This is a genomic window from Lysinibacillus sp. SGAir0095 (assembly GCF_005491425.1).
Classification (GTDB): Bacteria; Bacillota; Bacilli; order Bacillales_A; family Planococcaceae; genus Ureibacillus.
In genome coordinates this window covers 1,039,064-1,060,470 of the sequence record NZ_CP028083.1, presented here as the reverse complement: position 1 = coordinate 1,060,470, position 21,407 = coordinate 1,039,064, and the positions used below count along the sequence as shown (strand labels likewise).

The following is a 21,407-nucleotide window of genomic DNA, read 5'->3' as shown; positions in this document are numbered from 1 at the left end:
AATAAGCATTAACTTACCGAACAGCCTCAAGTAAACCATGTTTCATCCTACGCTAAGAACTACATTACAAATTTTAAACGACCCGCTTCGATTGCAATTTCTGCATCGCTATGAGGATATTTTGTATTCTCGATGATTTGGTAATCTTCATGACCTTTACCAGCAAAGATGATAATATCACCAGGCTCAGCAATTGAAACAGCATGACGAACCGCTTCAGCTCTATCGCCAATACAAGCATAATTCTCATGCAGCATACCTTTTTCCAAATCACGAGTAATACTATCGTATTCTTCATAACGTGGATCATCTGTTGTTAGAATCACATAATCTGCGTTAGACGCTTTTTTAGCCATAGCAGGACGTTTCGATTTATCTCGATTTCCTCCCGTACCAATCAAGAAAATTAACTTATTTTCTGGCTTTTTATATGGCAACGCTGCATGGATTGCTTTTTCAATAGCATCTGGCGTATGTGCATAATCAATAAAAATTTGTAATGGTAAATCCGTTTTAACGCGCTCCATACGACCGCGCACTGGAGCTAAATCCTCAATTTGTTCAATGATTTCTTCAATTGTGAATCCTCGAGCATAAAAAACAGCAGTAGCCGCCAACACGTTATATACATTAAATTCACCAAGTAAATGCATTGTTACTGGGAATTTCCCCTCGGGAGTAAGCATATCAAATGTTGTTAATCCGTCTTCATAATTACAGTTTTCTGCTTTGAAAATTGCCTCATTTTTCAACCCATAGGTCCAAACCGGATAAGAAGTCATTTTTTCATATTTTTCAGACCATGGATCATCTGCATTCAATACGACATACTTGTTTTTTGTAAAATCTTGCCCCATTTGAGAGAATAGCAAGCCTTTCGCATTTCCATACTCTTCCATTGTCCCATGGAAATCTAAATGATCATGCGTAAGATTTGTAAATACAGCAACGTCATAATCTACACCTGCAAGTCTTCCTAAGGCTAAACCATGTGAAGATACCTCCATAACCATCGCTCTACAGCCTTCCATTTTGGCACGGAATATCATTTGCTGTGTACTAAGCACGTCATTCGTTGTATTAGCTGTTTCATAAAGGACACCATTCAATTCAAAACCAATCGTTCCGGATAATGCCGACCTTTCTCCCATACCTACCAGCATATGGTGAATGATACCTGATACACTAGTCTTCCCATTTGTACCAGTTACGCCGATCATCATCATATCATTGGAAGGGTAATCGAAAAATTTTGCTGCAAGTAACCCTAGCGCACGATCCGAATTTTTTACAATGACTTGTGCAACTTCACCTTCAAGCGAAAGTTCGCGTTCAGCTACAACTACTGTTGCTCCAGCATCGACTGCTTTTTGTGCAAAATCGTGACCATCAACTGTCTCACCTTTAATACATACAAATAAACTTTTCGGTTGAACACTTCTAGAATCAATCGATACATCTTTGATAGTATTAGGTAGCTGCCCAGTAATTTTCTTTAACGGGATGACACTTAATAATTCCTCTGTATACATATTAATCCTCCGAATCCATTCGTGAAATTACGTAAGTGTATAACAATTGTGCAGTCGCTCGTAATGAGTCAACATGAGTACGTTCATATGCATGAGAAGCCTCAATACCAGGTCCAAATAAGGCATGTTTCACATCAAAGCCTGCACGAATTGCAGCAGAAGCATCCGACCCATAATTCGGATAAATATCTAGCTTATAATCAATGGCATTACTTTTTGACAACTCAACTAAATGTCTAGTTAACTCGTAATGATATGGACCACTTGAATCCTTAGCACAAATCGATACTGTATACTCATCAGAGCTTTGACCATCCCCGATTGCTCCCATATCTACAGCAATATACTCCACGACTTGTTCAGGAACATTCGAATTTCCTCCGTAGCCAATCTCTTCGTTATTAGAAATATAAAAATGTGTTGTATAGGGTAGCTTAATATTGTTTTCTTTAATGGTCTTCAGCAACTGTAAAAGTAAAGCTGTACTTGCTTTATCGTCTAAATGTCTGGACTTAATGAATCCTGAATCCGTAACTTCAAAGCGGGGATCAAAGGAAACAAAGTCCCCCACTTCAATACCAGTAGCACGAACATCATCAGCATTAAAGCATTTTTCATCTATACGAACCTCGATATGATTGTCATCGCGTTTAATCGTGTCAGGATTATTGTATACATGCACAGTAGTTTCATGGAGCAGGATGGTACCGCGAATTTTTTTCCCTTGTGCAGTATGGATTGTACAATATTCACCCTCAACTGCATTCCATTTAAATCCACCGATCATCGTTAGCTTTAATCGGCCGTTCGACTTAACTTCTTTCACCATTGCACCCAAAGTATCAACATGGGCTGTTAATAGACGTTGTGAAGTTGTATCTTCTCCTTCAATTTCAGCTATAATAGCACCTTTATTTGTTTGTTTATACTCAATGCCTAGGTTATGTAAATAACTACCTATAAATTGCATAATTGGTTTTGTATAACCTGATGGACTAGGAATATTCACTAATTGATCTAATAAGTCAATTGTACGTTTTTCGTCAAATACATTATTCACTATAACGCCCCCTCAATTTCCGTAACTTCTAAATAAATTTAATCATATCAAAATTCACCAAAAATCGACACCCTCATTAGGTACGTAATTCCAAAAATTTTATGTATAAGTTAGTACAATACACTACTGATAATATTTGTATACAATATTATAGCACTTCAAATGCATTTCAATAATAAGGAAGATGGGTGATTTTTGAAAAACTCGATTTTCGCCATGAAAATGCGAAAATCGAAGTTTTTATTTGGGCGAATTTTATTTTAACATCGTTCGAACCAGCTTTAATTTTTGCTTATAGGGTGGGAACAACAAATTATTCGCTAATTTTGAGGAGCGCTTCATGATGGATTTTGGATGTGTAAAGTTTTCAAAACTTGCCTTCCCATGGTACGCATTTACACCAGATGGGCCAACTCCTCCAAATGGTAAATAAGGATTTGCAACATGTGTAACCGTATCATTAATACAGCCACCTCCAAATGGTAATTCCTCCAGGAAGTAATCAATCGCTTTTTCATGCTCCGAGAAGAAATAGGCCGCTAAAGGTTTTGGCAACTTTTGAATTTGATGAAGGGCATATTTTAAATTGTCATATTTCATGATTGGTAAAATTGGTCCGAATATTTCATCCTCCATAATCGGACTGGACCATTCTATATTTTCTAAAATAGTCGGCTCCATATAAAGATTTTCGGCATCAAATTTTCCACCGAATGTAATATTTTCTTTTTCTTTTTCAAGTAAACCTTGTAGGCGATTAAACTGACGACTATTGACAATTCGCCCATAGTCATTACTTTCACTGGCATCTACACCATAGAATTGCACAATTGATTTTTGCAGCTCTTTTATGAATTTATCGTAAATCGAAGAATGAACAAATAAGTAATCTGGCGCCACACAAGTTTGGCCGGTATTATTAAATTTCCCCCAGACTATTCTTTTAGCAGCAACTTCAAGGTTTGCCGTCTGATCAACAATTGCCGGACTTTTACCTCCAAGCTCTAAAGTAATGGGTGTTAAGTTTTCAGCTGCCGCTCGCATAACTACCTTACCGACTGCCACACTACCAGTAAAGAAAATATAATCAAATGGCGCTTGGATTAAGTGAGTTACTTCCTCTTTTTCACCTTCGACTACTCGAATAAATGAAGTATCGAAGCTTTCTTCAATAATCTTTTTTACAATTTCAGTTGTATGGGGAGTTGACTCAGAAGGCTTAACAATGGCTGTATTCCCACCAATAATTGCACCAATTAAAGGCTCCATCACAAGTTGAAATGGATAATTAAATGGACCAATTATCAGGACAACACCATAAGGCTCCCTTACAATAAAGCTTTTTGCAGGTTGAAAATGAATAGGTGTTTTTACATGGACTGGTTTTGCCCAGTCATCGATATTTTTTATAAAATAGTTAATGCTATCAAAGACAATCCCGATTTCATTTGAATATGCCTCAAACTCACTCTTTCCTAAATCTAAATTTAAAGCATTTAGAATTTCTTTTTCATATTGTTTAATTTTATCTTTTAGCTTTAGCAATTGTTTTTTTCGAAATTCAATATTTTTAGTATGCCCTGTTAAAAAAAATTTTTTTTGCTCTTCTATCATGCTTTCAACGTCTTTTGCTGAATATCTTGCCATCTACATCCCTACCCTCGATACATAATTAAAATAGTTTTGTTCATAATAACTATGTACAATTTACTACAATTTATCGTCTAAATCCTTCTTAAATGTTTAATTTATATTCATAAATGGTATTTAGAAGGAAAGAGACAAAATGAAGGGGGCAATTTATTATGATTTCGACTGATACTTGGTGGGAGAAAATTTTTTCAGGACCTTTGTCTATTGGATTAAATGAAGAAAGATTACATCAGTTAAAGGACGAATCTTTTTTATTCTTAAAAGAAGATGAAGAAGAATTGCCACAAGAAGACTTTGGACAGCCAGTTGATTTTTAATCATTATTAAGCTTGTTGTTAACATTTTTATACCTTATAAAACACGAGACCCTTTTCAATTGAGAAGGGTCTATTAATTTGCTTAATTTCTTAATCCCTTCTCTGTTTTCTCTAAGATATTATTGACAATAAAAATGGTAAAAATTAGAATGTAGAAAATATATATAGTGAATTCTTGATTAGGGAAAGTAAGAAATGTCCTTAAGAGAAGACAGTTTTCTGCAATCAAAATTAGGGGGAATGAAGATGAGTGAGACCTTTTTCATTTGTGATAAGCATAAACCAAAAATCCAATCCAACTTTTTAGAGAATAATTGATATGCAAGATTCCATTGTTGAATTTAAATGGGTCGGGAGCCAAGCAAATTTTGTAGATGAAATCGATATTATAAAAATTAGTAATATTTCCCTCGGTCGATTCGGCGGGAACTCAATGGCAGGACAATATAAGAACGAAGATGGTTGTTTGATTTGGGTAGATGAGAAAAAAATTGGCAGTTCGCCGTCATTTTAGATGCTCACAATTCTGCAGAAAGTGCCGAAATTGTTTTACAGCAATTCACATTTAAAAAGAAAGAATTACAAGCTTTATTAAATTTGCCCTTTAGACAAACTTTTAAAGAAATAGAGAAAACAGTTCTTAACCTATTTCAAGATGAACAGTTTATTTCGGATTGTCGAAAAATTCAAGGTGAAACGGCTTGCCTAATTGTTCTAAGAAAAGATAAATACATCTGGTGGTTTTCAGTCGGGGATTGCAGTTCCTATATTTTCCATAAAGAACTAGCCAAGTTAGGTCAATTTCAATTGAATCAACGGCAATTTTATGAATGGGTTGGTCAGGTGAACACTTTCGACCAAATAATCCCCTGTTATAGTAGTGGTATTAGAGAGCTAAGAAAAAGCGTAAATCGACTATTTTTAACGACAGATGGACTTATTGAATGTCCTAACGAGCCTGTTTCTTCATCCCAGAATATCTATCATATTATGAATTGTCCAATAATCGATGATGGGTTATTGACATTATTACAAACCATTAAGGAGAATCATGTTCGAGATAGTACAACCATCATTTCTTGGGACGTCTGTATAACACAGAATGTAACTAGACCCAGTGATGAATAACTATTAATTTTATATAGATGAAATAAAAATTCAGCTCCCTTTCTAAGTTGAGGGAGCTGATTTCATCTATCTAAATAATAAATATAAAACAACGGCTAAAATCACTGTGCCACTTGTAATCAATGTTTTTATATCTTTTGGTTTCATTGGTTTTGCCTCTCTTATTAAATATATTTCTAAGTTTACGTTATTATTTACAATACAATCAAGCATACTAGATATTAGAATTCGAATTTGATGAAGATTCAAGTACTAATGCAGGTTCATCTGCAAATGTTTCTACTCCCTCTTCTAAATCACGCATTCGATGAGCAATTCTTGACGCGGCACTAGCTGCGATACTAGCAACTAAATCATCTAAAAAGGTATGAACGCTTAGGTCTAATTTTGTATCTAGTTTCTTAATTATTCCAACTTTATTTTTATCTAAATAACCAAAAGTAGTTAAAGCGATGCTCCCATACGTCATAACTACTCCTAGCGCAAGCGTTTCATCAACACCAAATAAGCCTTCATCGGACTCAATTATGGACTGTAGAGGCACCGATAACATTTTCTTTTCAGCTAATTCGTCTAATTCAATACCTACAAGTACAGAATGTTGAACCTCTCTTTTTCTTAAAACTCGTTCAACCGAGTCAATACAATGCTCCATTAATAAGTCTGCATTATATGGTAATTGCATTTGATATACAATCTCAGCGATGTCTGTAATTTCTACTCCACGTCTTTTTAGCGCTTCTTTCGTTGCTTGTGCAACATCTTCAGATGGAACACGATTATTTTTATCCTGCATCTTAACAAGCCCCATTTCATTTATTGGATGTAGACTTTAAAATTTTCTTATTAGTACCTTTTTCCATACTACATAGTACACGCAGCACTTTCGTTATGATACAATTTCGGTACATTAGATTGAAGACAAGGAGGGTCTCCTATTGGATCGCGGAACCATTAAAGAAATTTCATTTTTTAGTACGTCTTTAAACGAAGAACAGGAATTATTAATTTATGTACCTGCCAATTATACTCCGTTAAACAAATATAACATTCTAATCGCTTCTGACGGTAAGGATTATTTCCAATTGGGTGGCATCACACGATTAGCAGATCAATTACTTAATGATTACGAAATTGAAAATATTATTATTGTAGGAATTCCTTATAAGAGTGTAGGAGATCGCAGGAAAAAATATATACCTACAGGTGAATTGCACGAAGCTTATTTACGTTTCCTTGCACACGAGCTTGTTCCATACTTGGATGAGGAGTTTTCGACTTTTCAGCTAGGGTCAACAAGAGGTATTATCGGGGATTCAATGGCGGCGACTGTTTCCCTAATAGCAGCTTTAAAATATCCGACAATTTTTGGAAAAGCAATTTTACAATCACCGTTTGTAGATGAGCATGTTTTAAACATTGTAGAAAAATCGAATAATATAAATGCGATTTCAATCTATCATGTGATTGGTAAAGGTGAAGATCAAGTTTTAACAACAGATAAAAAAATAAAAGACTTTTTGACACCGAACAGACAACTTCACACCTTACTTACTACAAAAGGTTATAAAACTTTCTATGAGGAATTCGATGGTAATCATACTTGGAAGTATTGGAAGCCTGATCTTAAACGGGCATTAGTTGAAACTTTCAGTTAATTAGCATACGAGAAATATCGAATTTTTTTAATTTCTGTTATAATTATTTGTATCATGAATTTTAAGGGGGCTTAAATGATGAAATACGGTATTGTAGCATTTCCATCAAAAAAATTACAAGATTTAGCTAACACATATCGCAAGCGGTATGATTCACATTATTCAAAAATAACACCGCATCTTACTCTTAAAGAGGCATTTGAAGCAGATGAAAATGAAATCGGCACCATTTCTAAAGCCATAGCTTCAATTGCAGAAAACCATGCACCTTTAACTATTCACGCGTCTAAAATTAGTTCCTTCTTCCCGACGACGAATGTAATTTATTTTAAAGTGGAACCAACAAACGAACTAAAAAAGCTTCATCAAGATCTTCAAGAGCAATTGAATATTGGCATGCCTAAGCATGTATTTATTCCTCATATTACGATTGCACAGGACTTGACTGAAACAGAGCATGACGACATCTATGGTCAATTACGAATGATTGGCGTTGATGAACAAGAAGTAATAGATCGAATCCATTTGGTATATCAACTTGAAGATGGCTCTTGGACTGCTTACGATACTTATCGATTAACTGGGGCTGAATAACGATTGTATCAGATTAACATTGTTAAAAACGAAAAAGATCTAGCTTTAGCATTTTCAGTTAGAAAAAAAGTCTTTGTTGAAGAACAAGGTGTCCCAGAGCATCTTGAACTAGATGAGCATGATTCGACTTCGATTCACTTTATCGTCCAGGATCAAGATCACCCAATTGGAGCAGCCAGACTCCGGAAATTAGACGAAACAATCGGCAAGGTTGAACGAGTTTGTGTTCTTGAACCATTTAGAGGCAAGAAACTTGGTATACTGATAATGGAAAAAATCGAAGAGTATGCTAAAGAGTTAGGGATAAAGAAACTTAAACTTAATGCACAAAGCTATGCAATTCCTTTTTATGAAAAGCTTCAATATACAACTACTTCGCCAGAATTTCTTGATGCAGGGATTCCACATCGTGCAATGGAGAAATTAATATAAATAATCCAAGATCATATGCTCTATTACTAACAAAAGCAGTCGCAAACCGTGCGACTGCTTTTGTGCTGTTAGCCTAACATCTTTTGAATTTTCCCCAAATCCAATGATTTTCCATCCTGGATAATCGATTTAACGATTTGATCCTCTAATTCTTTTGAAACAGGTTTGTTTGCCACTTTACTAACACGTTTTACAATCTTGCGTACTTGTTTTTCATTTGAAAAATCAGCATGTTGAATTGCATTTGCTAGAGCAAAAATTTCCTCCATACTTACGCCCGTTTTATTTTCTATCTGTTTAAAAAAAGGGTTTTGCATTTAATCTCCCCTCCTTACATATAGAACTTTCCTACTATGATTAATAAAATGAATAGCACAACGATTAACACAAAGTAAGATCCTTTGTATCCACCGCCTCCACACATATCATATGCAGGCATGCAATGAGTTGGTCCACAAAAATCATAGGCAGGGTTTACTTGACTACCGCAGCAGTTATTCCACATTAAAAATCCCCTCCTTTCACTTTGTATACTATGTCAGCACACAAAGAAAAGGCGGGGTATTTGTCTAGTTTGCTTTTCCTTTTGGTTTAAAAATTAATGCGGCGATAAATCCAAAAACTATCGCTGCGCTTATTCCAGAGCTTGTTACCTCGAACATGCCTGTTAAAACGCCGACCCATCCATGTTTTTCAGCCTCTGCCAAGGCACCATGAGTTAACGCATTTCCAAAGGATGTAATGGGAATCGTTGCACCAGCTCCGGCAAAATCAATCAATGGTTCATATAAACCCAGTCCATCTAAAATGGCACCTGATACTACTAAAATGGCTAAAGTATGACCTGGTGTCAGCTTTCCAACATCCATAATTAACTGACCTATCACACATATTAAGCCACCGACAATAAATGCAATTAAAAAACTATAAAAAACAAGCATACTCTTCGCCTCACTCCATCGTTATTTCAATTGCATGTGCAGTACAAGGAATCGTCTCACCTTGCTGGAAAGACATTGGAGAAAGGAGAGCACCTGTCGCAACTAATAAAACCCTTTTATAGCGTCCTGTTTTCATTTGCTGCTCAATATAACTGAAATAGACAGATGCTGAACAGCCGGCACCACTTGCCCCTGATTGGAACGCTTCATCTTCTCCGTAATATTCTGCACCGGCATCTCGGAATACATCTAATTCTTCTTGCTTTGCATTCGTTTGAGCAAACATAGCTTTTAAGATCTTTAATCCAATTTTCCCTAAGTCACCTGTCATGATTAGATCATAATCTGTTATTTTTTGGTGACGTTTCTTTAAATGATCCGTGATTGTATCATAAGCTGCTGGAGCCATTGCTCCTCCCATATGAAATGGACTTACTTCCCCATAATCAACCACCTTTCCAACTGTAGCAGCAACCACTGAAGGGTATTTTGGGTCATGTTTTCCTATTAATGCATATCCTGCTGCCGTTACTGTCCACTGTGCAGTTGCAGGCTTTTGTGCACCATAGTCTATGGGATAACGAAATTGTCTTTCAATTGCATTATGTTGGCTAGCAGCACCAGCAATAGCAAATTGAGAAGCACCTACTTCGGTCAGAAGACTTGCAATAATAACTGAAGAAACAGAAGTCGCACATGCAGAAAACAGTCCAATAAAGGAAATAGCCAGCTCTCTGGCTGCAAAATTAGTTGGAGTCATCTGATTTACAAGGTCACCACTTAAAAAGAAATCAACATCTAAATTTTTCAAATCGGCTTTCTTCATTACAACATCACAGGCTTCTTGAATCATTTTTGAATGCCCTTGTTCATTTGTCTTTTGTCCCCATCTCTCATCTTCGGATACAGAGTCAAAATAAGAATAAAAGACACTTTTACTTTCAACCGGACCAGCTACAGCACCACAGGCAAGTATGGATGGTTTAGATGAAAATAATATCACCATTCGACCACACCCATTGACACTAAAATAAGCTTAATCAGTGCTATGAAAAAGGCAGATCCAACTCCAAATAATATTACCGATCCAGCTAATTTAAACATATTGCCTCCTACACCTAAAACCCAGCCTTCTGTTTTTCCTTCTATTGCTGCAGATACGACTGCATTGCCGAACCCTGTAACCGGAACTGCACTTCCCGCTCCTGCAAATGCACCCAGCTTTCGGTATAATCCTAAACCTGTTAATACCATCGCGATAAATACCATGGTTGCAACTGTTGCATTTCCTGCTGTTATATCCGTGAAATCAAAAAAGATAATATATAAAAAAGTAATACCCTGTCCAATTGCACAAATGATTCCACCAACTAGGAATGCCTTTAAAGCGTTTTTCAGATACGGTGTAGGAGGGGTGATTTTTTGTTCAATTTGTTGATATTCTTGTGGATCCATTTAAGTCTCCTCCTTTGCTAGATCTTTAAGTTTCTTCACTTCATCTGTTACCTTTTTTTCATCTTCTTCTTCAAGAAGTTTCTGTGTTTCCCAATGCATTTTGAAGTCAGATGAAACAACTACATTCAGGTCAGGGTATTTTTCTTCTATTTCTTTTTGTAACTTTTTTTCGACTTTTTGTTCTTTGAATCCAAGCCATGGTTTTACTTGTATGGCAACTAATACTTCATCTTCAACCATTATGGCGGTCCCTGTATAAACGTCCTCCATGTTACGAATCAAGTCTTCTATTTCTGTTCTTTTCTCCTCATCCGTAGCCACTCCTGAAACTTGGATTGTCTGTTCATTAGAGCATCCAATCAAAAAAAGTGGAATAAAGCATAACAATACCAATTTTTTCAAGATTCAACCCCCTTTTTTTACTCATTATGCGCATTAAAATTTCAATCTATTCAAGTCGTTTAGATAGGTAAAACGGTAATTTTTTGAAAAATTTTTTCAAGTAATTTTAAGGCTTCAGTACAAAAGCCCGGTTTTCATTTTCGAAATCACATATTGTAGATTGAACTAAACTTAAGAGGGGTGAAACAAAATGGGTTGTGGAAAAAATAAATTTGAGAGTTCATCGAGAGAAGATATGATGGGCGGTTCAGGTTGTATTTGTGAAGTTGTTAAAACGATTTTAAAACTACAAAATCAAGCAGTAAGACATGATGATACTTGTGGAACTAGCTGTTTCATAGAGCCAATCGGAGGTTTAACTAAGCATGGTCACGCTGATACTCGTGTCTTCATGCTACTAGATAAGCTAGGAAGACCATTTAAAGTTGTAGCTAAAGGTAAAGATTGCACTTACGCTCTGACACCATTCTTCCGAGTGGAGGATGTATTCGGTGATTGCTGTGCTACTTTACGTGCAGTTGTTGCTGTAGAAGAAGACGAAGCTGTAGAACTATTTGAAGAAGGTTCAAGTGAAATGGTAGCAGAAGCATTCGAAGATATCACAAGATTCAAGAAAACAGAAACTTGTGTAACTGTTGACTTAAATGACTTCACTGCTATTCAATGTGTGGCTGATGTTGACCTAAACATCCACCATCACTAAGATTTAGCTGAGAATGGACCCAAACAGCCTTTTAACGGCTGTTGGGTCCTTTTATATAACGCCTTTTTGGTAGGGATGGTTAAATCCCTTAAATATCCTGCCTTCTTAGTTTTCAAGGAACTGTCTATTCGCTTTATGTTCGCGCGAATTTCACTCTGACAATGAACTTCATTCCCTTTATAAAATGCACTTCGCCATAATTTTGCTCCCGCAATGCAGTTCATCCTCTATATGAAATGCACTTTTGATTGTCTCCTTGGAGGAGTTCGTTCACAGTATGTTAACTTTCCCAAAAAGAAAAAGAGCGATTCAACAAAAAATTGAATCACTCTCTACATTTTAAATACCATTGGCAATAGTAATGGTATTGATGTCATTTCCATTAATCATGATAAATTGGTTTGCTGACTTGATTTTTACATCAGACCCCATCACTTCGTCCACTTTACCTACAACTTTTTCTCCATTACTTAAATGAAACACTAATGTTCTAAATTGATTAACAGGCTGTGAAAAATAATTTAACTGTCTTGCGATCACTTGATCAATGATACGATCCGTCCGATTTGGTACAAAAACTGATGTACTCTCTTCTAAGAAAGTTTCCTTAACCTCCACAATCTCAGTAAAATAAACAGGAGGGCTTGAGATAAATAAAATTGGCTCTTCCATTTTACACATCCTTTTTTTACTTATAAATATGCAAAATGAAATTTTTCGTGAATCGTGTCACCAAGCTCCAAAAACTGGACAAAGAACCAGTTAAATTTAAACTAACTGCCCTAAAAATATGGATGCTAACCCTAAATAAATTAATATACTCGTTACGTCATTTACTGTTGTAATGAATGGCCCGGATGCGACGGCTGGGTCAACACCAAGCTTATGAATCAGTAGCGGTATAAATGAACCTGCTATCGTAGCAACAAGAATTGAAATACATATAGCCGCACCAACCAGTAGTCCAATAATAAGTGAATGCTTCCAGAAAAATATGATTCCTACGACAATAATGCCACAAACAATCCCCGTGATTAACCCTGTTAACACTTCTCTAAGAAGCATTTTGATCTTACTTTTTTCTCCGATTTCCCCTGTTGCAATACCACGAACTGCTACCGCAAGGGCTTGAGTTCCACTATTACCGGATGTCCCAGATATTAAAGGGATAAAGAGCGCAAGTAAAGCAACTTTTTCTAATGTCGCCTCAAATTGCCCCATTAAGGTTGCTGTAATCATTCCTAGAAACAGTAGCATGATTAACCAAGGCAGGCGTTTCTTAGCAGCTTTAAACGGGCTTGCTTCGATGTCATCTACATCCGATAACCCGGCAAGCTTAGAATAATCATCAGAAGCTTCTTCATCGATAACGTCAATAATATCATCGACTGTTATGATTCCCAGCATTTCATGGCTATCATTCACAACTGGAATCGCTAAAAAGTTATAATCTTTCATGATTTGGGCTACTTGTTCCTGATCATCGGATACCTTCACATAAACAACACGTTCATTCATAATGTCACGAATTAATGTGTCTTCATCTGAAATGATTAAATCTCTTAAAGAAATAACGCCGCTTAAACAGTGCTTATCATCAACCACAAATACGTAATAAATCGTTTCAGCGTTCGGAGCCTCATTGCGTAATACGGTCATAGCTGAACGTACCGTTGAATTTTCAAGTACTGAGACATACTCCGTTGTCATAATGGCCCCAGCAGTATATTCTGCATATGCCAGTAGTTCATTAATTTCTTCAGCTGTTTCGCTATCCATCATTTCAAGATAGCTTTCCCGTTGCTCATCATCCAACTCATTTAAAACGTCTACTGCATCATCGGTATACATGTAAGAAAGCATTTCAGCCCCATACGACGTATCCATCTCTTTTAAGAATTGTTCATATTCTTCATCTTCTAATTCAATTGTTTCAAAGATTGTCGCCATTTCTTGAGGAGACAAGAATTGATAAATGGTTTTTCGTATATCAGGTCCTACCTTCTCATAAAATTGGGCCTGATCATAGGAATGAAGCTCTAAAAAGATCTCGCGGAATTGGTCAATATTTTCATCAAGTAAATACTGACGTAATTCATCTTCATTGAATAGCTCTTCATTTTTGTTATTTTGTTGTTCTACCATACTTGTCCCCTCCTCTCAAAGTAATAATAGGTGGAAAATGCACAGCCGTAAAGCCATTTTTAATACATCACAAAATTTTAATAATTCAAATTAATAAAGAATACCTAACTTCATGATTTTAGCTCTCTATTGATACCTTTTATTATATAAAATAATAAAGTTTATATTATTCAAAAACAAAAGATGTTCGCTTATATACCGAACATCTTTACATTTAGTTATTTATCAAATTTCGCATTGGTTCCAGAACATCACTGGTAAACTGTAACTTTTGACTAGTCAATGGGTGTATGATTTCAAGTAATACACAATGGAGCGCTTGCCTATCAAAAAGCTCCCTACTCCCTCCATATAACTCATCTCCTACGAGAGGGTGACCAATATGTGCCATATGTACACGAATTTGATGCGTTCTTCCAGTATGAAGTTTAAGTCTTACTTGCGTAATAGGCTGCATATCTTTCGTGTGGCCTCTTTTTAGGACCGTAACATCCGTATGAGAATACTGTCCATCTGGTCGAACTTCTCTCTCGATAATACTGGTATCTTTTCGTCCGATAGGAGCAATAATTGCTTGGTCGTCTTCTGTTACATGACCATGAACAATTGCTTCATATTGCTTATTAAGCAACCCTCTCTTTTGTTGTAGACCCATTAGATGATGAATATGACTATGTTTAGCAATACAGACAACACCAGAGGTATCTCGGTCTAATCTAGTTACAATATGTACGGTCGAATGTATGCCTTGTTTTTCAAAGTACCCGCCAATGTAATTAGCCAAACTTCCAGTTGGGTTCTCTCTGGATGGAATTGTATTCATAAAAGGGGGTTTATCAAGGATAAGAAATGACTCATCCTCATAAAGAATAGGTAAATCCTTATGTTCAACTATGAGTCCTTCACTCAATTCTTCAGGAGGAAAAAGAATCGTTATGACATCTCCCTTCTTTAGTACATGTCGAACCGTTCTTTCCTCCTCATTTACCAAAATTGCCCCACCACGATACTTAATGGATGTTAGCCCTCTTTTAGAAATACCGAATTTGCCAATGGCGTCTCTTAATAGCTCACCGTCGTTTGCTGCGTAAAATTGTAGTTTAAATCTTTTATCCATGCCAGCTCCTCACTAGTCATTCGAAACAAATGAATCATGAACTCTTTCCCAGAATGGAAAAGGACGAAAACGCGCGAAACGCACTTTCTCATTAGCTACATTAAAGGTGATAAATTTTAAATCACTCTGCAACAGGTGCTTATGATCAATAGTCATCGTGAATTGCTGATCTTTTACCGGCTTTAATGTGCAGCTATGATGGGCCGGTAGTACAAGGGATGAACCAACAGTACGAAACACTCTGTTATTGATTGAGGCCATCTCTGTAATTTGGAACGCTTGTAATGTTGGATGAATGATTGCTCCACCAAGCGCTTTGTTATAGGCTGTAGATCCAGATGGAGTAGAAACACATAATCCATCTCCACGAAAACGCTCAAATTGATTGCCATTTAATTCGATATCCATTACAAGAGTTACATCAGGTGATTTAATTGTCGCTTCGTTTAAAGCCAAGTATCTAGTTGTTTCTGAGCTGTGGCAATGCACTTGCACTTCTAACAATGGGTACTCCACTACATTAAACTCATTTTTTGCTATAGAAAGTACTAATTTTTCTAATTCAGATGGCTTCCAGTCCGCATAGAATCCAAGATGTCCAGTGTGTATGCCCACAAATGCCACTTTGTCCAAACGATGTGCATGACGATGAAAGGCATGCAGAAGCGTTCCATCCCCACCAATGGAGATGACGATATCTGGTTCTTCTTCATCTAATATCAGTCCAAAATCTGTTAAATATGTCGTTGCGAGCTCCATCAATTCATTTGATTGGGAATCTCTGCGTGATTGAATTGAAAATCGCAAATCTTACTCACGCTCCTTTTCCTCTGTAGTCGATTGAATTCGAATTTTTGGGTTCGTTGAATCCTTAAACTCACTAAAATACACTTGCGCTTCTTGTATCTCACTTCTGATAGATGACATTTCCTCATCTAACTTAAACGCTGCTTCAGCTGCATTTTGTAATCGATATTTAATTTCTTCAGGAAATATCCCTTTATACTTATAGTTCATTGAATGTTCAATGGAAGCCCAGAAATTCATTGCCAACGTTCTTATTTGAATCTCGGCTAATACTTCTATTTTCCCTTGAATAGTTTCTACCGGATAAGCCACAATCATGTGATATGAGCGGTAACCACTTTTCTTACTATGGGTAATGTAATCTATCTCTTCAATGACTTTCAAATCATTTCTTTGGCGTATTAAATTCACTACTGTTGAAATGTCATCTACAAATTGACACATAATACGTATACCCGCAATATCCTGTAATTCAACAGCTAATTGTATGGAAGGCTCAAATGGAATCCCTTTTTCAAGGGTCTTATCATATATACTTGCTAAAGGTTTTACACGTCCTGTTACAAATTCGATTGGAGAAGTTGTCCCCGAAGCACCAAACTGTGAACGCATCCCTTTAAATTTTATTTTCAACTCATCAACTGCCTGAATATAAGGACTTAAAAAATCTCCCCACGTTCCCATCGAAGACTCCTCCCAAATGCAAGACTTTCAGCTTTTTAAACAAAAAATTAACTTCTTTTGTTTTCTATGCTTCTTCTTTTAAAATTTCAGTAAAGGCTGTTTCTACCGCTTCAACAAAGGTATTTCCGTAATTTTCGTTTCCTTCGATATTGAAAAGAAGCATAGTCAATTCTTCAGTAAAATTTTCAAGTTCTATTTTTTGCTCATTTAAAATAAGATAAGGGTTTTGATCAGATTTTAAAACTCGCACTAATGCTGGCCATAAGTCTTCTGGTAAGTATAGATAGCTATATTCACCCGCTTCTTCAACAAGATAGATAAATGATAGATGATCTGAATCCGTTAGAACTTGTCCTGCAGGTTGTATTTGAATTCTATTTTGATTTTCGTTTAAACTAAGATGTAATTCATTATGTACGAATTGATATTTCTCAATAAAATAAATATTTCGCATTATGTAATCCCCTTCTACACTTTTCTCTTCATATTTTAACATAGCTACTTGCAATTCGAGAAAGAGAATGTGGAAATTACATGTTAAGAAAGGAAAAACTATGGCACAAGAATTAGAAATTGAATTCAAAAATGTCTTAACTAAACAACAATATGAAAACTTATTAAAAAAATACCATGTAACAGAAGAAATGATTGTACGTCAAAGAAATCATTATTTTGATACAAAGGATTTCCATTTAAAAAAACTATTTAGCGGTCTTAGAATCCGGGAAACAAAAAAACGAATTGTCTGTACTTTGAAAGAACGGACTTCAGCGAACATTCATCTTGAAACAACAGACGAACTATCCAAGGAACAAGCCGAACTAATGCTTTCAGGAAAAGGGTTCTTTGCAGAAAGTGTCCAAGCAAAATTATTGCAATTAGAAATTCCAATTGCTGAGTTGCGTGTCTTTGGAACCTTAACTACAGATCGAGTGGAATTATCTTACAAAGGTGGTACTATTGTGTTTGACCATTCTTTCTATTTAAACTGCGATGATTATGAGGTAGAATATGAAACAGACGAGGAATCCCTCGGAAAAGAAATTTTTGAAGACTTTTTAAAAGAAAATGCCATTCCCAAGCAAGTAGCTGATAAAAAAATAGCGCGCTTTATGAATGCATTAAAAAAGGAGAAAGGTTGATTGCATTGAATATATCCTCAATGAAAACGTTGTTAGAGCTCCAAGCAATTCAATCAATTGGCAATTCAGATGCCAACGTTCAATCGGTATCAAATGACCAGTCAATCTTCACTCAGTTACTAGGAGAAATGATGAACACATCCAGCTCCTCATTAACAGAGTCTGAAAATTTACTTGGGTATTTCGCAAATATGAATAATACTTCTTCTCCAAATAGTGTAGATAATAATTATTTATCAACTTTTGCTTTTAATGGAGAAGCAAACTATTTACCAACTTCCTACTACAATGAATTGCTACAAAACGAAGAGAATATCTTCTCAAATAATATAAACAAAGATTATTTAAATTCTGCAGGATTTACGAATGTATTAGCAGGGGCAAATGCATATAGTGATATTATCGAACAAGCCTCCCAAAAATACGGTGTACCTCAGAAGCTAATAGCTGCAGTTATCAAACAAGAATCAAACTATAATGAAAATGCAGAAAGCTCTGCTGGTGCTACAGGTTTAATGCAGCTGATGCCAGGGACTGCTAAATATCTTGGGGTAAACGATGCAAAAGATCCAGTCCAAAATATAATGGGTGGCACAAAATATTTAAGCCAAATGCTTGATAAATTTGGTCAAAATATCGAATTGGCATTAGCAGCCTATAATGCAGGTCCAGGAAATGTTTCAAAATATGGTGGTATCCCTCCATTTAATGAAACAAAAAACTATGTTAATAAAGTACTTAATTACTACAATGCTTAACTTTCTGAACGGCTTTCCAAGACTTCTCATACATGATTTTCATGATGATCCTACGACTCGGCTATGCTATTTGTTTGAGAAAAAGGTAATACGTTGTTAGAATGTATTTATCACATAATTTTTAAACAGTGGTTATAGACTATACGGTATACACTACTTGGATATTCTAACGTATACTTAAAGAAGTAAAGGAGTACACCTATGAATCGAAAATACACGATTCCTTACGAGGAAATTGGTGCTGAAAAACTTTCTGAGCTCCTTCACGCTTTTTATGAACGTGTTGGGAGACATCCACAGTTAAAATCTATTTTCCCAGAAGATTTTACTGAAACAACAAGAAAACAAATTCAATTTCAGACCCAGTACTTAGGTGGGCCTAATATATATACTGAAGAACATGGTCATCCCATGCTAAGAGCTCGTCATATTCCATTTAAAATTACACCTGATCGAGCTCAAGCTTGGTTAGAATGTATGAAAGAGGCAATGGACGAGGTTGGACTTGAGGGGAAATTCCGCGAAGTTTATTACCAGCGACTTGTCTTAACAGCGAATCATATGATTAATTCTCCAAATGAAGATGAGGAGGGGTTAGAGTGAATAATGTTCAATTATTGTCAAAACCTGCCCCTACATCTACTATTAAACCAATAGAATTATATATATTTATCGATCCACTATGTAAGAACGCTTTAAATATGCAAACGATGTTGCGCAAGCTTCAATTAGAATATGATCATTATTTTACTTGGCGCTATATTTTAAGTACAAAGCTTGCCTCTCTTAATACATTAGGCCGCCGTACAAAAGGCTGTATTTCGGGAGCTGAATTGGATATTACGCACCCAGCACTCCCTTCCATTGCGATTAAAGCAGCAGAATTACAGGGAAAACGTGCAGCAGCTCGCTTCTTATTAAAATTACAAGAGCATGCTTTACTAAAAACAAAGGAAGTCACTTCCTATTCTGCTCTTATCGAAATTGCCAAGGAATCCAACGTTGATATCGAAGAATTTATTTCAGATTTCGGATCGAAGGAAGCTGCACGTGCATTTCAATGTGATTTACACATCACACGCGAGATGGAAATTGAGGAAGTCCCAAGTATTGTTTTCTTTAATGAATGCATTGAAGACGAGGGGTTAAAAGTAAGCGGAATGTATGCCTATGAAGTGTATGTCCAAATACTTCAAGAAATGATGAATGAACAAATCATTTGCAATCCCCTTCCAACTTTTGAAGAATTATTCTTACGTTTCCATACTTTAACAACAAGTGATGTTGCTGCAATTTATTCAATCTCCACTCAAGAAGCAGAACGCGAATTAAAAAAACGTATGCTACAACAAAAAATCGAACGCCTGTACAATGACGAAATTACCCTATGGCGCCGCAAGCTAAATTAACCAGCACTTATATTATTTAAGCTATTACTCTATTATAACTCTAATAGACAAAGCCAAATTTGGCCTTTGTCTTTTTTTTGTTTATTTTATTCGTTGTGCGGGAGAATTTCAGACAAGTGTCAAGTTTGAAACAAAACGAGGTGGCAATGTTCAGGGATCAAGTCATATTTCCTTGCTGCATTAAAAAAGAGGCGTCATCGACTGACGCCTCTTACAAAGGGGATGGGAGAAATGTTCACGTTCAAACAAAGGGGTGTATGTTTGTTATGTGATTTATTTCACGTATTTACTTTATCATGGAATAATAATGTATGCAATACTATGAAAATAGTTTCACAAATTCGTCATATAGTAAACGTTTTCACAACTATATTAGTTACTCGCACTTCCAATCATACTTAAGAAACTGATTTATATTAAAAGAGTTAAAATTGTGAAACAATTAGAATTGAATTGAATACAAAATTACTATTCCATTTATAACAACTGATTAGAGTGATTGGGTTTAATAGCTGTACAATTCGAAGCTAGTAGTTAGGTTTGTTTACGTGGTTTTTGCGACTAGATTGGCGATTCTCATGGACTAGTCGCAATTCATTCATTGTCCATGAGATCATTTCTCGTGGACTATTAACTACACTCTTCCGGTTCGATTGTCCATGAGACTTCTCTTCACGGACTATTAACTACACTTTCCGGTTCGATTGTCCATGAGACTTCTCTTCGCGGACTATTAACTACGCTTTCTAGCTTCTATTGTCCATGAGATTTCTCTTCGCGGACTATTAACTACGCTTTCTAGCTTTTATTGTCCACGAGACTTCTTCTCGTGGACTATTAACTACGCTTTCTAGCTTCTATTGTCCACGAGATTTCTCTTCGTGGACTATTAACTACGCTTTCTAGCTTTTATTGTCCACGAGACTTCTTCTCGTGGACTATTAACTACGCTTTCTAGCTTCTATTGTCCACGAGACCTCTCATCGTGGACTATTAATTACACTCTTCCGGTTCGATTGTCCATGAGACTTCTCTTCGCGGACTATTAACTACGCTTTCTAGCTTTTATTGTCCACGAGACTTCTTCTCGTGGACTATTAACTACGCTTTCTAGCTTCTATCATCCACGAGACCTCTCATCGTGGACTATTAATTACACTCTTCCGGTTCGATTGTACATGAGACTTCTCATCGTGGACTATTAACTACGCCTTCTAGCTTTTATTGTCCACGAGACCTCTCATCGTGGACTATTAACTACGCCTTCTAGCTTTTATTGTCCACGAGACCTCTTATCGCGGACTATTAACTACGCCTTCTAGCTTTTATTGTCCACGAGACTTTTCATCGTGGACTATTAACTACGCCTTCTAGCTTTTATTGTCCACGAGACCACTCTAATCTCTAATTCTACTAACATTCGCTTTCCCTATATGATTTTTTTCCGTCAACTTCATGTATGAATGATTC

The 21,407-nt window shown here is 36.2% G+C and carries 27 protein-coding genes; 11 read left to right on the top strand and 16 right to left on the bottom strand.

Going from position 1 to position 21,407, the window contains the following annotated elements; genetic code table 11:
* Positions 1-59: 59 nt before the first annotated feature.
* From C1N55_RS05235 to C1N55_RS05225, 3 genes are all read right to left on the bottom strand, one after another.
* Positions 60-1,532, bottom strand: coding sequence for a UDP-N-acetylmuramoyl-L-alanyl-D-glutamate--2,6-diaminopimelate ligase (locus tag C1N55_RS05235; RefSeq protein WP_137727839.1), 1,473 nt, complete (start codon positions 1,530-1,532; stop codon positions 60-62).
* 1 nt (position 1,533) lies between these two features.
* The gene (locus C1N55_RS05230) at positions 1,534-2,592 is read right to left on the bottom strand and encodes a M42 family metallopeptidase (protein ID WP_137727838.1); all 1,059 of its coding nucleotides are present in this window, start codon (positions 2,590-2,592) and stop codon (positions 1,534-1,536) included.
* Positions 2,593-2,847: 255 nt separating this feature from the next.
* Complete coding sequence (locus C1N55_RS05225; protein WP_137727837.1) at positions 2,848-4,239, bottom strand: aldehyde dehydrogenase; 1,392 nt, start codon at positions 4,237-4,239, stop codon at positions 2,848-2,850.
* Positions 4,240-4,397: 158 nt separating this feature from the next.
* Here C1N55_RS05225 and C1N55_RS20455 point away from each other — a divergent pair, with 158 nt between their 5' ends.
* The 3 genes from C1N55_RS20455 to C1N55_RS05220 all read left to right on the top strand — a co-directional run bounded on the left by C1N55_RS20455 (position 4,398) and on the right by C1N55_RS05220 (position 5,690).
* Complete coding sequence (locus C1N55_RS20455) at positions 4,398-4,562, top strand: hypothetical protein (protein WP_168193806.1); 165 nt, start codon at positions 4,398-4,400, stop codon at positions 4,560-4,562.
* Positions 4,563-4,881: 319 nt separating this feature from the next.
* Positions 4,882-5,076, top strand: coding sequence for a hypothetical protein (locus C1N55_RS20980; protein WP_370452584.1), 195 nt, complete (start codon positions 4,882-4,884; stop codon positions 5,074-5,076).
* Positions 5,070-5,690 carry a PP2C family serine/threonine-protein phosphatase gene (locus C1N55_RS05220; protein ID WP_370452612.1) on the top strand — a complete coding sequence of 207 codons (621 nt, stop codon included), beginning with the start codon at positions 5,070-5,072 and terminating at the stop codon, positions 5,688-5,690. The genes C1N55_RS20980 and C1N55_RS05220 overlap by 7 nt, the downstream gene beginning before the upstream one ends.
* A gap of 214 nt (positions 5,691-5,904) precedes the next feature.
* Here C1N55_RS05220 and C1N55_RS05215 read toward each other — a convergent pair whose 3' ends face one another.
* On the bottom strand, positions 5,905-6,486 hold the full coding sequence (locus C1N55_RS05215) for a phosphatidylglycerophosphatase A family protein (protein ID WP_137727836.1): 582 nt from the start codon (positions 6,484-6,486) through the stop codon (positions 5,905-5,907).
* Positions 6,487-6,628: 142 nt separating this feature from the next.
* On the opposite strand from C1N55_RS05215, the gene C1N55_RS05210 reads away from it, so the two are divergent.
* The 3 genes from C1N55_RS05210 (at position 6,629) to C1N55_RS05200 (ending at position 8,374) form a co-directional block, all read left to right on the top strand.
* Positions 6,629-7,348: an alpha/beta hydrolase gene (locus C1N55_RS05210; RefSeq protein WP_137727835.1), complete on the top strand. Its 720-nt coding sequence runs from the start codon at positions 6,629-6,631 to the stop codon at positions 7,346-7,348.
* A gap of 78 nt (positions 7,349-7,426) precedes the next feature.
* Positions 7,427-7,942: a YjcG family protein gene (locus tag C1N55_RS05205; RefSeq protein ID WP_137727834.1), complete on the top strand. Its 516-nt coding sequence runs from the start codon at positions 7,427-7,429 to the stop codon at positions 7,940-7,942.
* Between the two features lie 3 nt (positions 7,943-7,945).
* Positions 7,946-8,374, top strand: coding sequence for a GNAT family N-acetyltransferase (locus C1N55_RS05200; RefSeq protein ID WP_137727833.1), 429 nt, complete (start codon positions 7,946-7,948; stop codon positions 8,372-8,374).
* A gap of 68 nt (positions 8,375-8,442) precedes the next feature.
* On the opposite strand, the gene C1N55_RS05195 is transcribed toward C1N55_RS05200, so the two are convergent.
* The 6 genes from C1N55_RS05195 to C1N55_RS05170 all read right to left on the bottom strand — a co-directional run bounded on the left by C1N55_RS05195 (position 8,443) and on the right by C1N55_RS05170 (position 11,172).
* Positions 8,443-8,691: a stage VI sporulation protein F gene (locus C1N55_RS05195; protein WP_137727832.1), complete on the bottom strand. Its 249-nt coding sequence runs from the start codon at positions 8,689-8,691 to the stop codon at positions 8,443-8,445.
* A 14-nt stretch (positions 8,692-8,705) separates the two neighbouring features.
* Positions 8,706-8,879, bottom strand: coding sequence for a YjcZ family sporulation protein (locus tag C1N55_RS20975; RefSeq protein ID WP_370452583.1), 174 nt, complete (start codon positions 8,877-8,879; stop codon positions 8,706-8,708).
* A 64-nt stretch (positions 8,880-8,943) separates the two neighbouring features.
* Positions 8,944-9,315, bottom strand: a complete 372-nt coding sequence (gene spoVAE / locus C1N55_RS05185) for a stage V sporulation protein AE (protein ID WP_137727831.1) — start codon at positions 9,313-9,315, stop codon at positions 8,944-8,946.
* Between the two features lie 10 nt (positions 9,316-9,325).
* Positions 9,326-10,321 (bottom strand): stage V sporulation protein AD, encoded by a 996-nt coding sequence (locus C1N55_RS05180; RefSeq protein ID WP_137727830.1) that lies wholly within the window; start codon positions 10,319-10,321, stop codon positions 9,326-9,328.
* Positions 10,315-10,770, bottom strand: a complete 456-nt coding sequence (gene spoVAC / locus C1N55_RS05175; RefSeq protein WP_137727829.1) for a stage V sporulation protein AC — start codon at positions 10,768-10,770, stop codon at positions 10,315-10,317. The genes C1N55_RS05180 and spoVAC overlap by 7 nt, the downstream gene beginning before the upstream one ends.
* Positions 10,771-11,172 (bottom strand): YhcN/YlaJ family sporulation lipoprotein, encoded by a 402-nt coding sequence (locus tag C1N55_RS05170; protein ID WP_168193805.1) that lies wholly within the window; start codon positions 11,170-11,172, stop codon positions 10,771-10,773.
* 190 nt (positions 11,173-11,362) lie between these two features.
* On the opposite strand from C1N55_RS05170, the gene C1N55_RS05165 reads away from it, so the two are divergent.
* Positions 11,363-11,875: a CotY/CotZ family spore coat protein gene (locus C1N55_RS05165; protein WP_137727827.1), complete on the top strand. Its 513-nt coding sequence runs from the start codon at positions 11,363-11,365 to the stop codon at positions 11,873-11,875.
* Between the two features lie 339 nt (positions 11,876-12,214).
* On the opposite strand, the gene C1N55_RS05160 is transcribed toward C1N55_RS05165, so the two are convergent.
* The 6 genes from C1N55_RS05160 to C1N55_RS05135 form a co-directional block, all read right to left on the bottom strand.
* Positions 12,215-12,547: a 4-diphosphocytidyl-2C-methyl-D-erythritol kinase gene (locus tag C1N55_RS05160; RefSeq protein WP_137727826.1), complete on the bottom strand. Its 333-nt coding sequence runs from the start codon at positions 12,545-12,547 to the stop codon at positions 12,215-12,217.
* A gap of 96 nt (positions 12,548-12,643) precedes the next feature.
* Positions 12,644-14,020, bottom strand: coding sequence for a magnesium transporter (gene mgtE, locus C1N55_RS05155; protein ID WP_137727825.1), 1,377 nt, complete (start codon positions 14,018-14,020; stop codon positions 12,644-12,646).
* 214 nt (positions 14,021-14,234) lie between these two features.
* On the bottom strand, positions 14,235-15,137 hold the full coding sequence (locus tag C1N55_RS05150) for an RluA family pseudouridine synthase (protein WP_137727824.1): 903 nt from the start codon (positions 15,135-15,137) through the stop codon (positions 14,235-14,237).
* Positions 15,138-15,149: 12 nt separating this feature from the next.
* Complete coding sequence (locus C1N55_RS05145) at positions 15,150-15,944, bottom strand: NAD kinase (RefSeq protein WP_137727823.1); 795 nt, start codon at positions 15,942-15,944, stop codon at positions 15,150-15,152.
* A 3-nt stretch (positions 15,945-15,947) separates the two neighbouring features.
* Complete coding sequence (locus C1N55_RS05140) at positions 15,948-16,628, bottom strand: GTP pyrophosphokinase (protein WP_137727822.1); 681 nt, start codon at positions 16,626-16,628, stop codon at positions 15,948-15,950.
* A gap of 64 nt (positions 16,629-16,692) precedes the next feature.
* Entirely contained in the window at positions 16,693-17,082 is a 390-nt protein-coding gene (locus tag C1N55_RS05135) for a UPF0738 family protein (protein ID WP_137727821.1), read from the bottom strand.
* A 100-nt stretch (positions 17,083-17,182) separates the two neighbouring features.
* On the opposite strand from C1N55_RS05135, the gene C1N55_RS05130 reads away from it, so the two are divergent.
* The 4 genes from C1N55_RS05130 to C1N55_RS05115 all read left to right on the top strand — a co-directional run bounded on the left by C1N55_RS05130 (position 17,183) and on the right by C1N55_RS05115 (position 19,937).
* Complete coding sequence (locus tag C1N55_RS05130) at positions 17,183-17,770, top strand: CYTH domain-containing protein (protein WP_137727820.1); 588 nt, start codon at positions 17,183-17,185, stop codon at positions 17,768-17,770.
* Positions 17,767-18,528: a lytic transglycosylase domain-containing protein gene (locus C1N55_RS20945; RefSeq protein WP_305036284.1), complete on the top strand. Its 762-nt coding sequence runs from the start codon at positions 17,767-17,769 to the stop codon at positions 18,526-18,528. Before C1N55_RS05130 ends, C1N55_RS20945 begins: the two co-directional genes overlap by 4 nt.
* A gap of 201 nt (positions 18,529-18,729) precedes the next feature.
* Positions 18,730-19,131 carry a globin domain-containing protein gene (locus C1N55_RS05120; RefSeq protein ID WP_137727818.1) on the top strand — a complete coding sequence of 134 codons (402 nt, stop codon included), beginning with the start codon at positions 18,730-18,732 and terminating at the stop codon, positions 19,129-19,131.
* Positions 19,128-19,937: a DsbA family protein gene (locus C1N55_RS05115; RefSeq protein WP_137727817.1), complete on the top strand. Its 810-nt coding sequence runs from the start codon at positions 19,128-19,130 to the stop codon at positions 19,935-19,937. The genes C1N55_RS05120 and C1N55_RS05115 overlap by 4 nt, the downstream gene beginning before the upstream one ends.
* Positions 19,938-21,407 lie beyond the last annotated feature (1,470 nt).

Coding starts and splice junctions, on each gene's coding strand:
- C1N55_RS05235 (WP_137727839.1), bottom strand. CDS start 1,532: ATGTATACAGAGGAATTATTAAGTGTCATCCCGTTAAAGAAAATTACT.
- C1N55_RS05225 (WP_137727837.1), bottom strand. CDS start 4,239: ATGGCAAGATATTCAGCAAAAGACGTTGAAAGCATGATAGAAGAGCAA.
- C1N55_RS20455 (WP_168193806.1), top strand. CDS start 4,398: ATGATTTCGACTGATACTTGGTGGGAGAAAATTTTTTCAGGACCTTTG.
- C1N55_RS20980 (WP_370452584.1), top strand. CDS start 4,882: ATGCAAGATTCCATTGTTGAATTTAAATGGGTCGGGAGCCAAGCAAAT.
- C1N55_RS05215 (WP_137727836.1), bottom strand. CDS start 6,486: ATGCAGGATAAAAATAATCGTGTTCCATCTGAAGATGTTGCACAAGCA.
- C1N55_RS05205 (WP_137727834.1), top strand. CDS start 7,427: ATGAAATACGGTATTGTAGCATTTCCATCAAAAAAATTACAAGATTTA.
- C1N55_RS05195 (WP_137727832.1), bottom strand. CDS start 8,691: ATGCAAAACCCTTTTTTTAAACAGATAGAAAATAAAACGGGCGTAAGT.
- C1N55_RS20975 (WP_370452583.1), bottom strand. CDS start 8,879: ATGTGGAATAACTGCTGCGGTAGTCAAGTAAACCCTGCCTATGATTTT.
- spoVAE (WP_137727831.1), bottom strand. CDS start 9,315: ATGCTTGTTTTTTATAGTTTTTTAATTGCATTTATTGTCGGTGGCTTA.
- C1N55_RS05180 (WP_137727830.1), bottom strand. CDS start 10,321: ATGGTGATATTATTTTCATCTAAACCATCCATACTTGCCTGTGGTGCT.
- spoVAC (WP_137727829.1), bottom strand. CDS start 10,770: ATGGATCCACAAGAATATCAACAAATTGAACAAAAAATCACCCCTCCT.
- C1N55_RS05165 (WP_137727827.1), top strand. CDS start 11,363: ATGGGTTGTGGAAAAAATAAATTTGAGAGTTCATCGAGAGAAGATATG.
- C1N55_RS05160 (WP_137727826.1), bottom strand. CDS start 12,547: ATGGAAGAGCCAATTTTATTTATCTCAAGCCCTCCTGTTTATTTTACT.
- mgtE (WP_137727825.1), bottom strand. CDS start 14,020: ATGGTAGAACAACAAAATAACAAAAATGAAGAGCTATTCAATGAAGAT.
- C1N55_RS05150 (WP_137727824.1), bottom strand. CDS start 15,137: ATGGATAAAAGATTTAAACTACAATTTTACGCAGCAAACGACGGTGAG.
- C1N55_RS05140 (WP_137727822.1), bottom strand. CDS start 16,628: ATGGGAACGTGGGGAGATTTTTTAAGTCCTTATATTCAGGCAGTTGAT.
- C1N55_RS05135 (WP_137727821.1), bottom strand. CDS start 17,082: ATGCGAAATATTTATTTTATTGAGAAATATCAATTCGTACATAATGAA.
- C1N55_RS05130 (WP_137727820.1), top strand. CDS start 17,183: ATGGCACAAGAATTAGAAATTGAATTCAAAAATGTCTTAACTAAACAA.
- C1N55_RS05120 (WP_137727818.1), top strand. CDS start 18,730: ATGAATCGAAAATACACGATTCCTTACGAGGAAATTGGTGCTGAAAAA.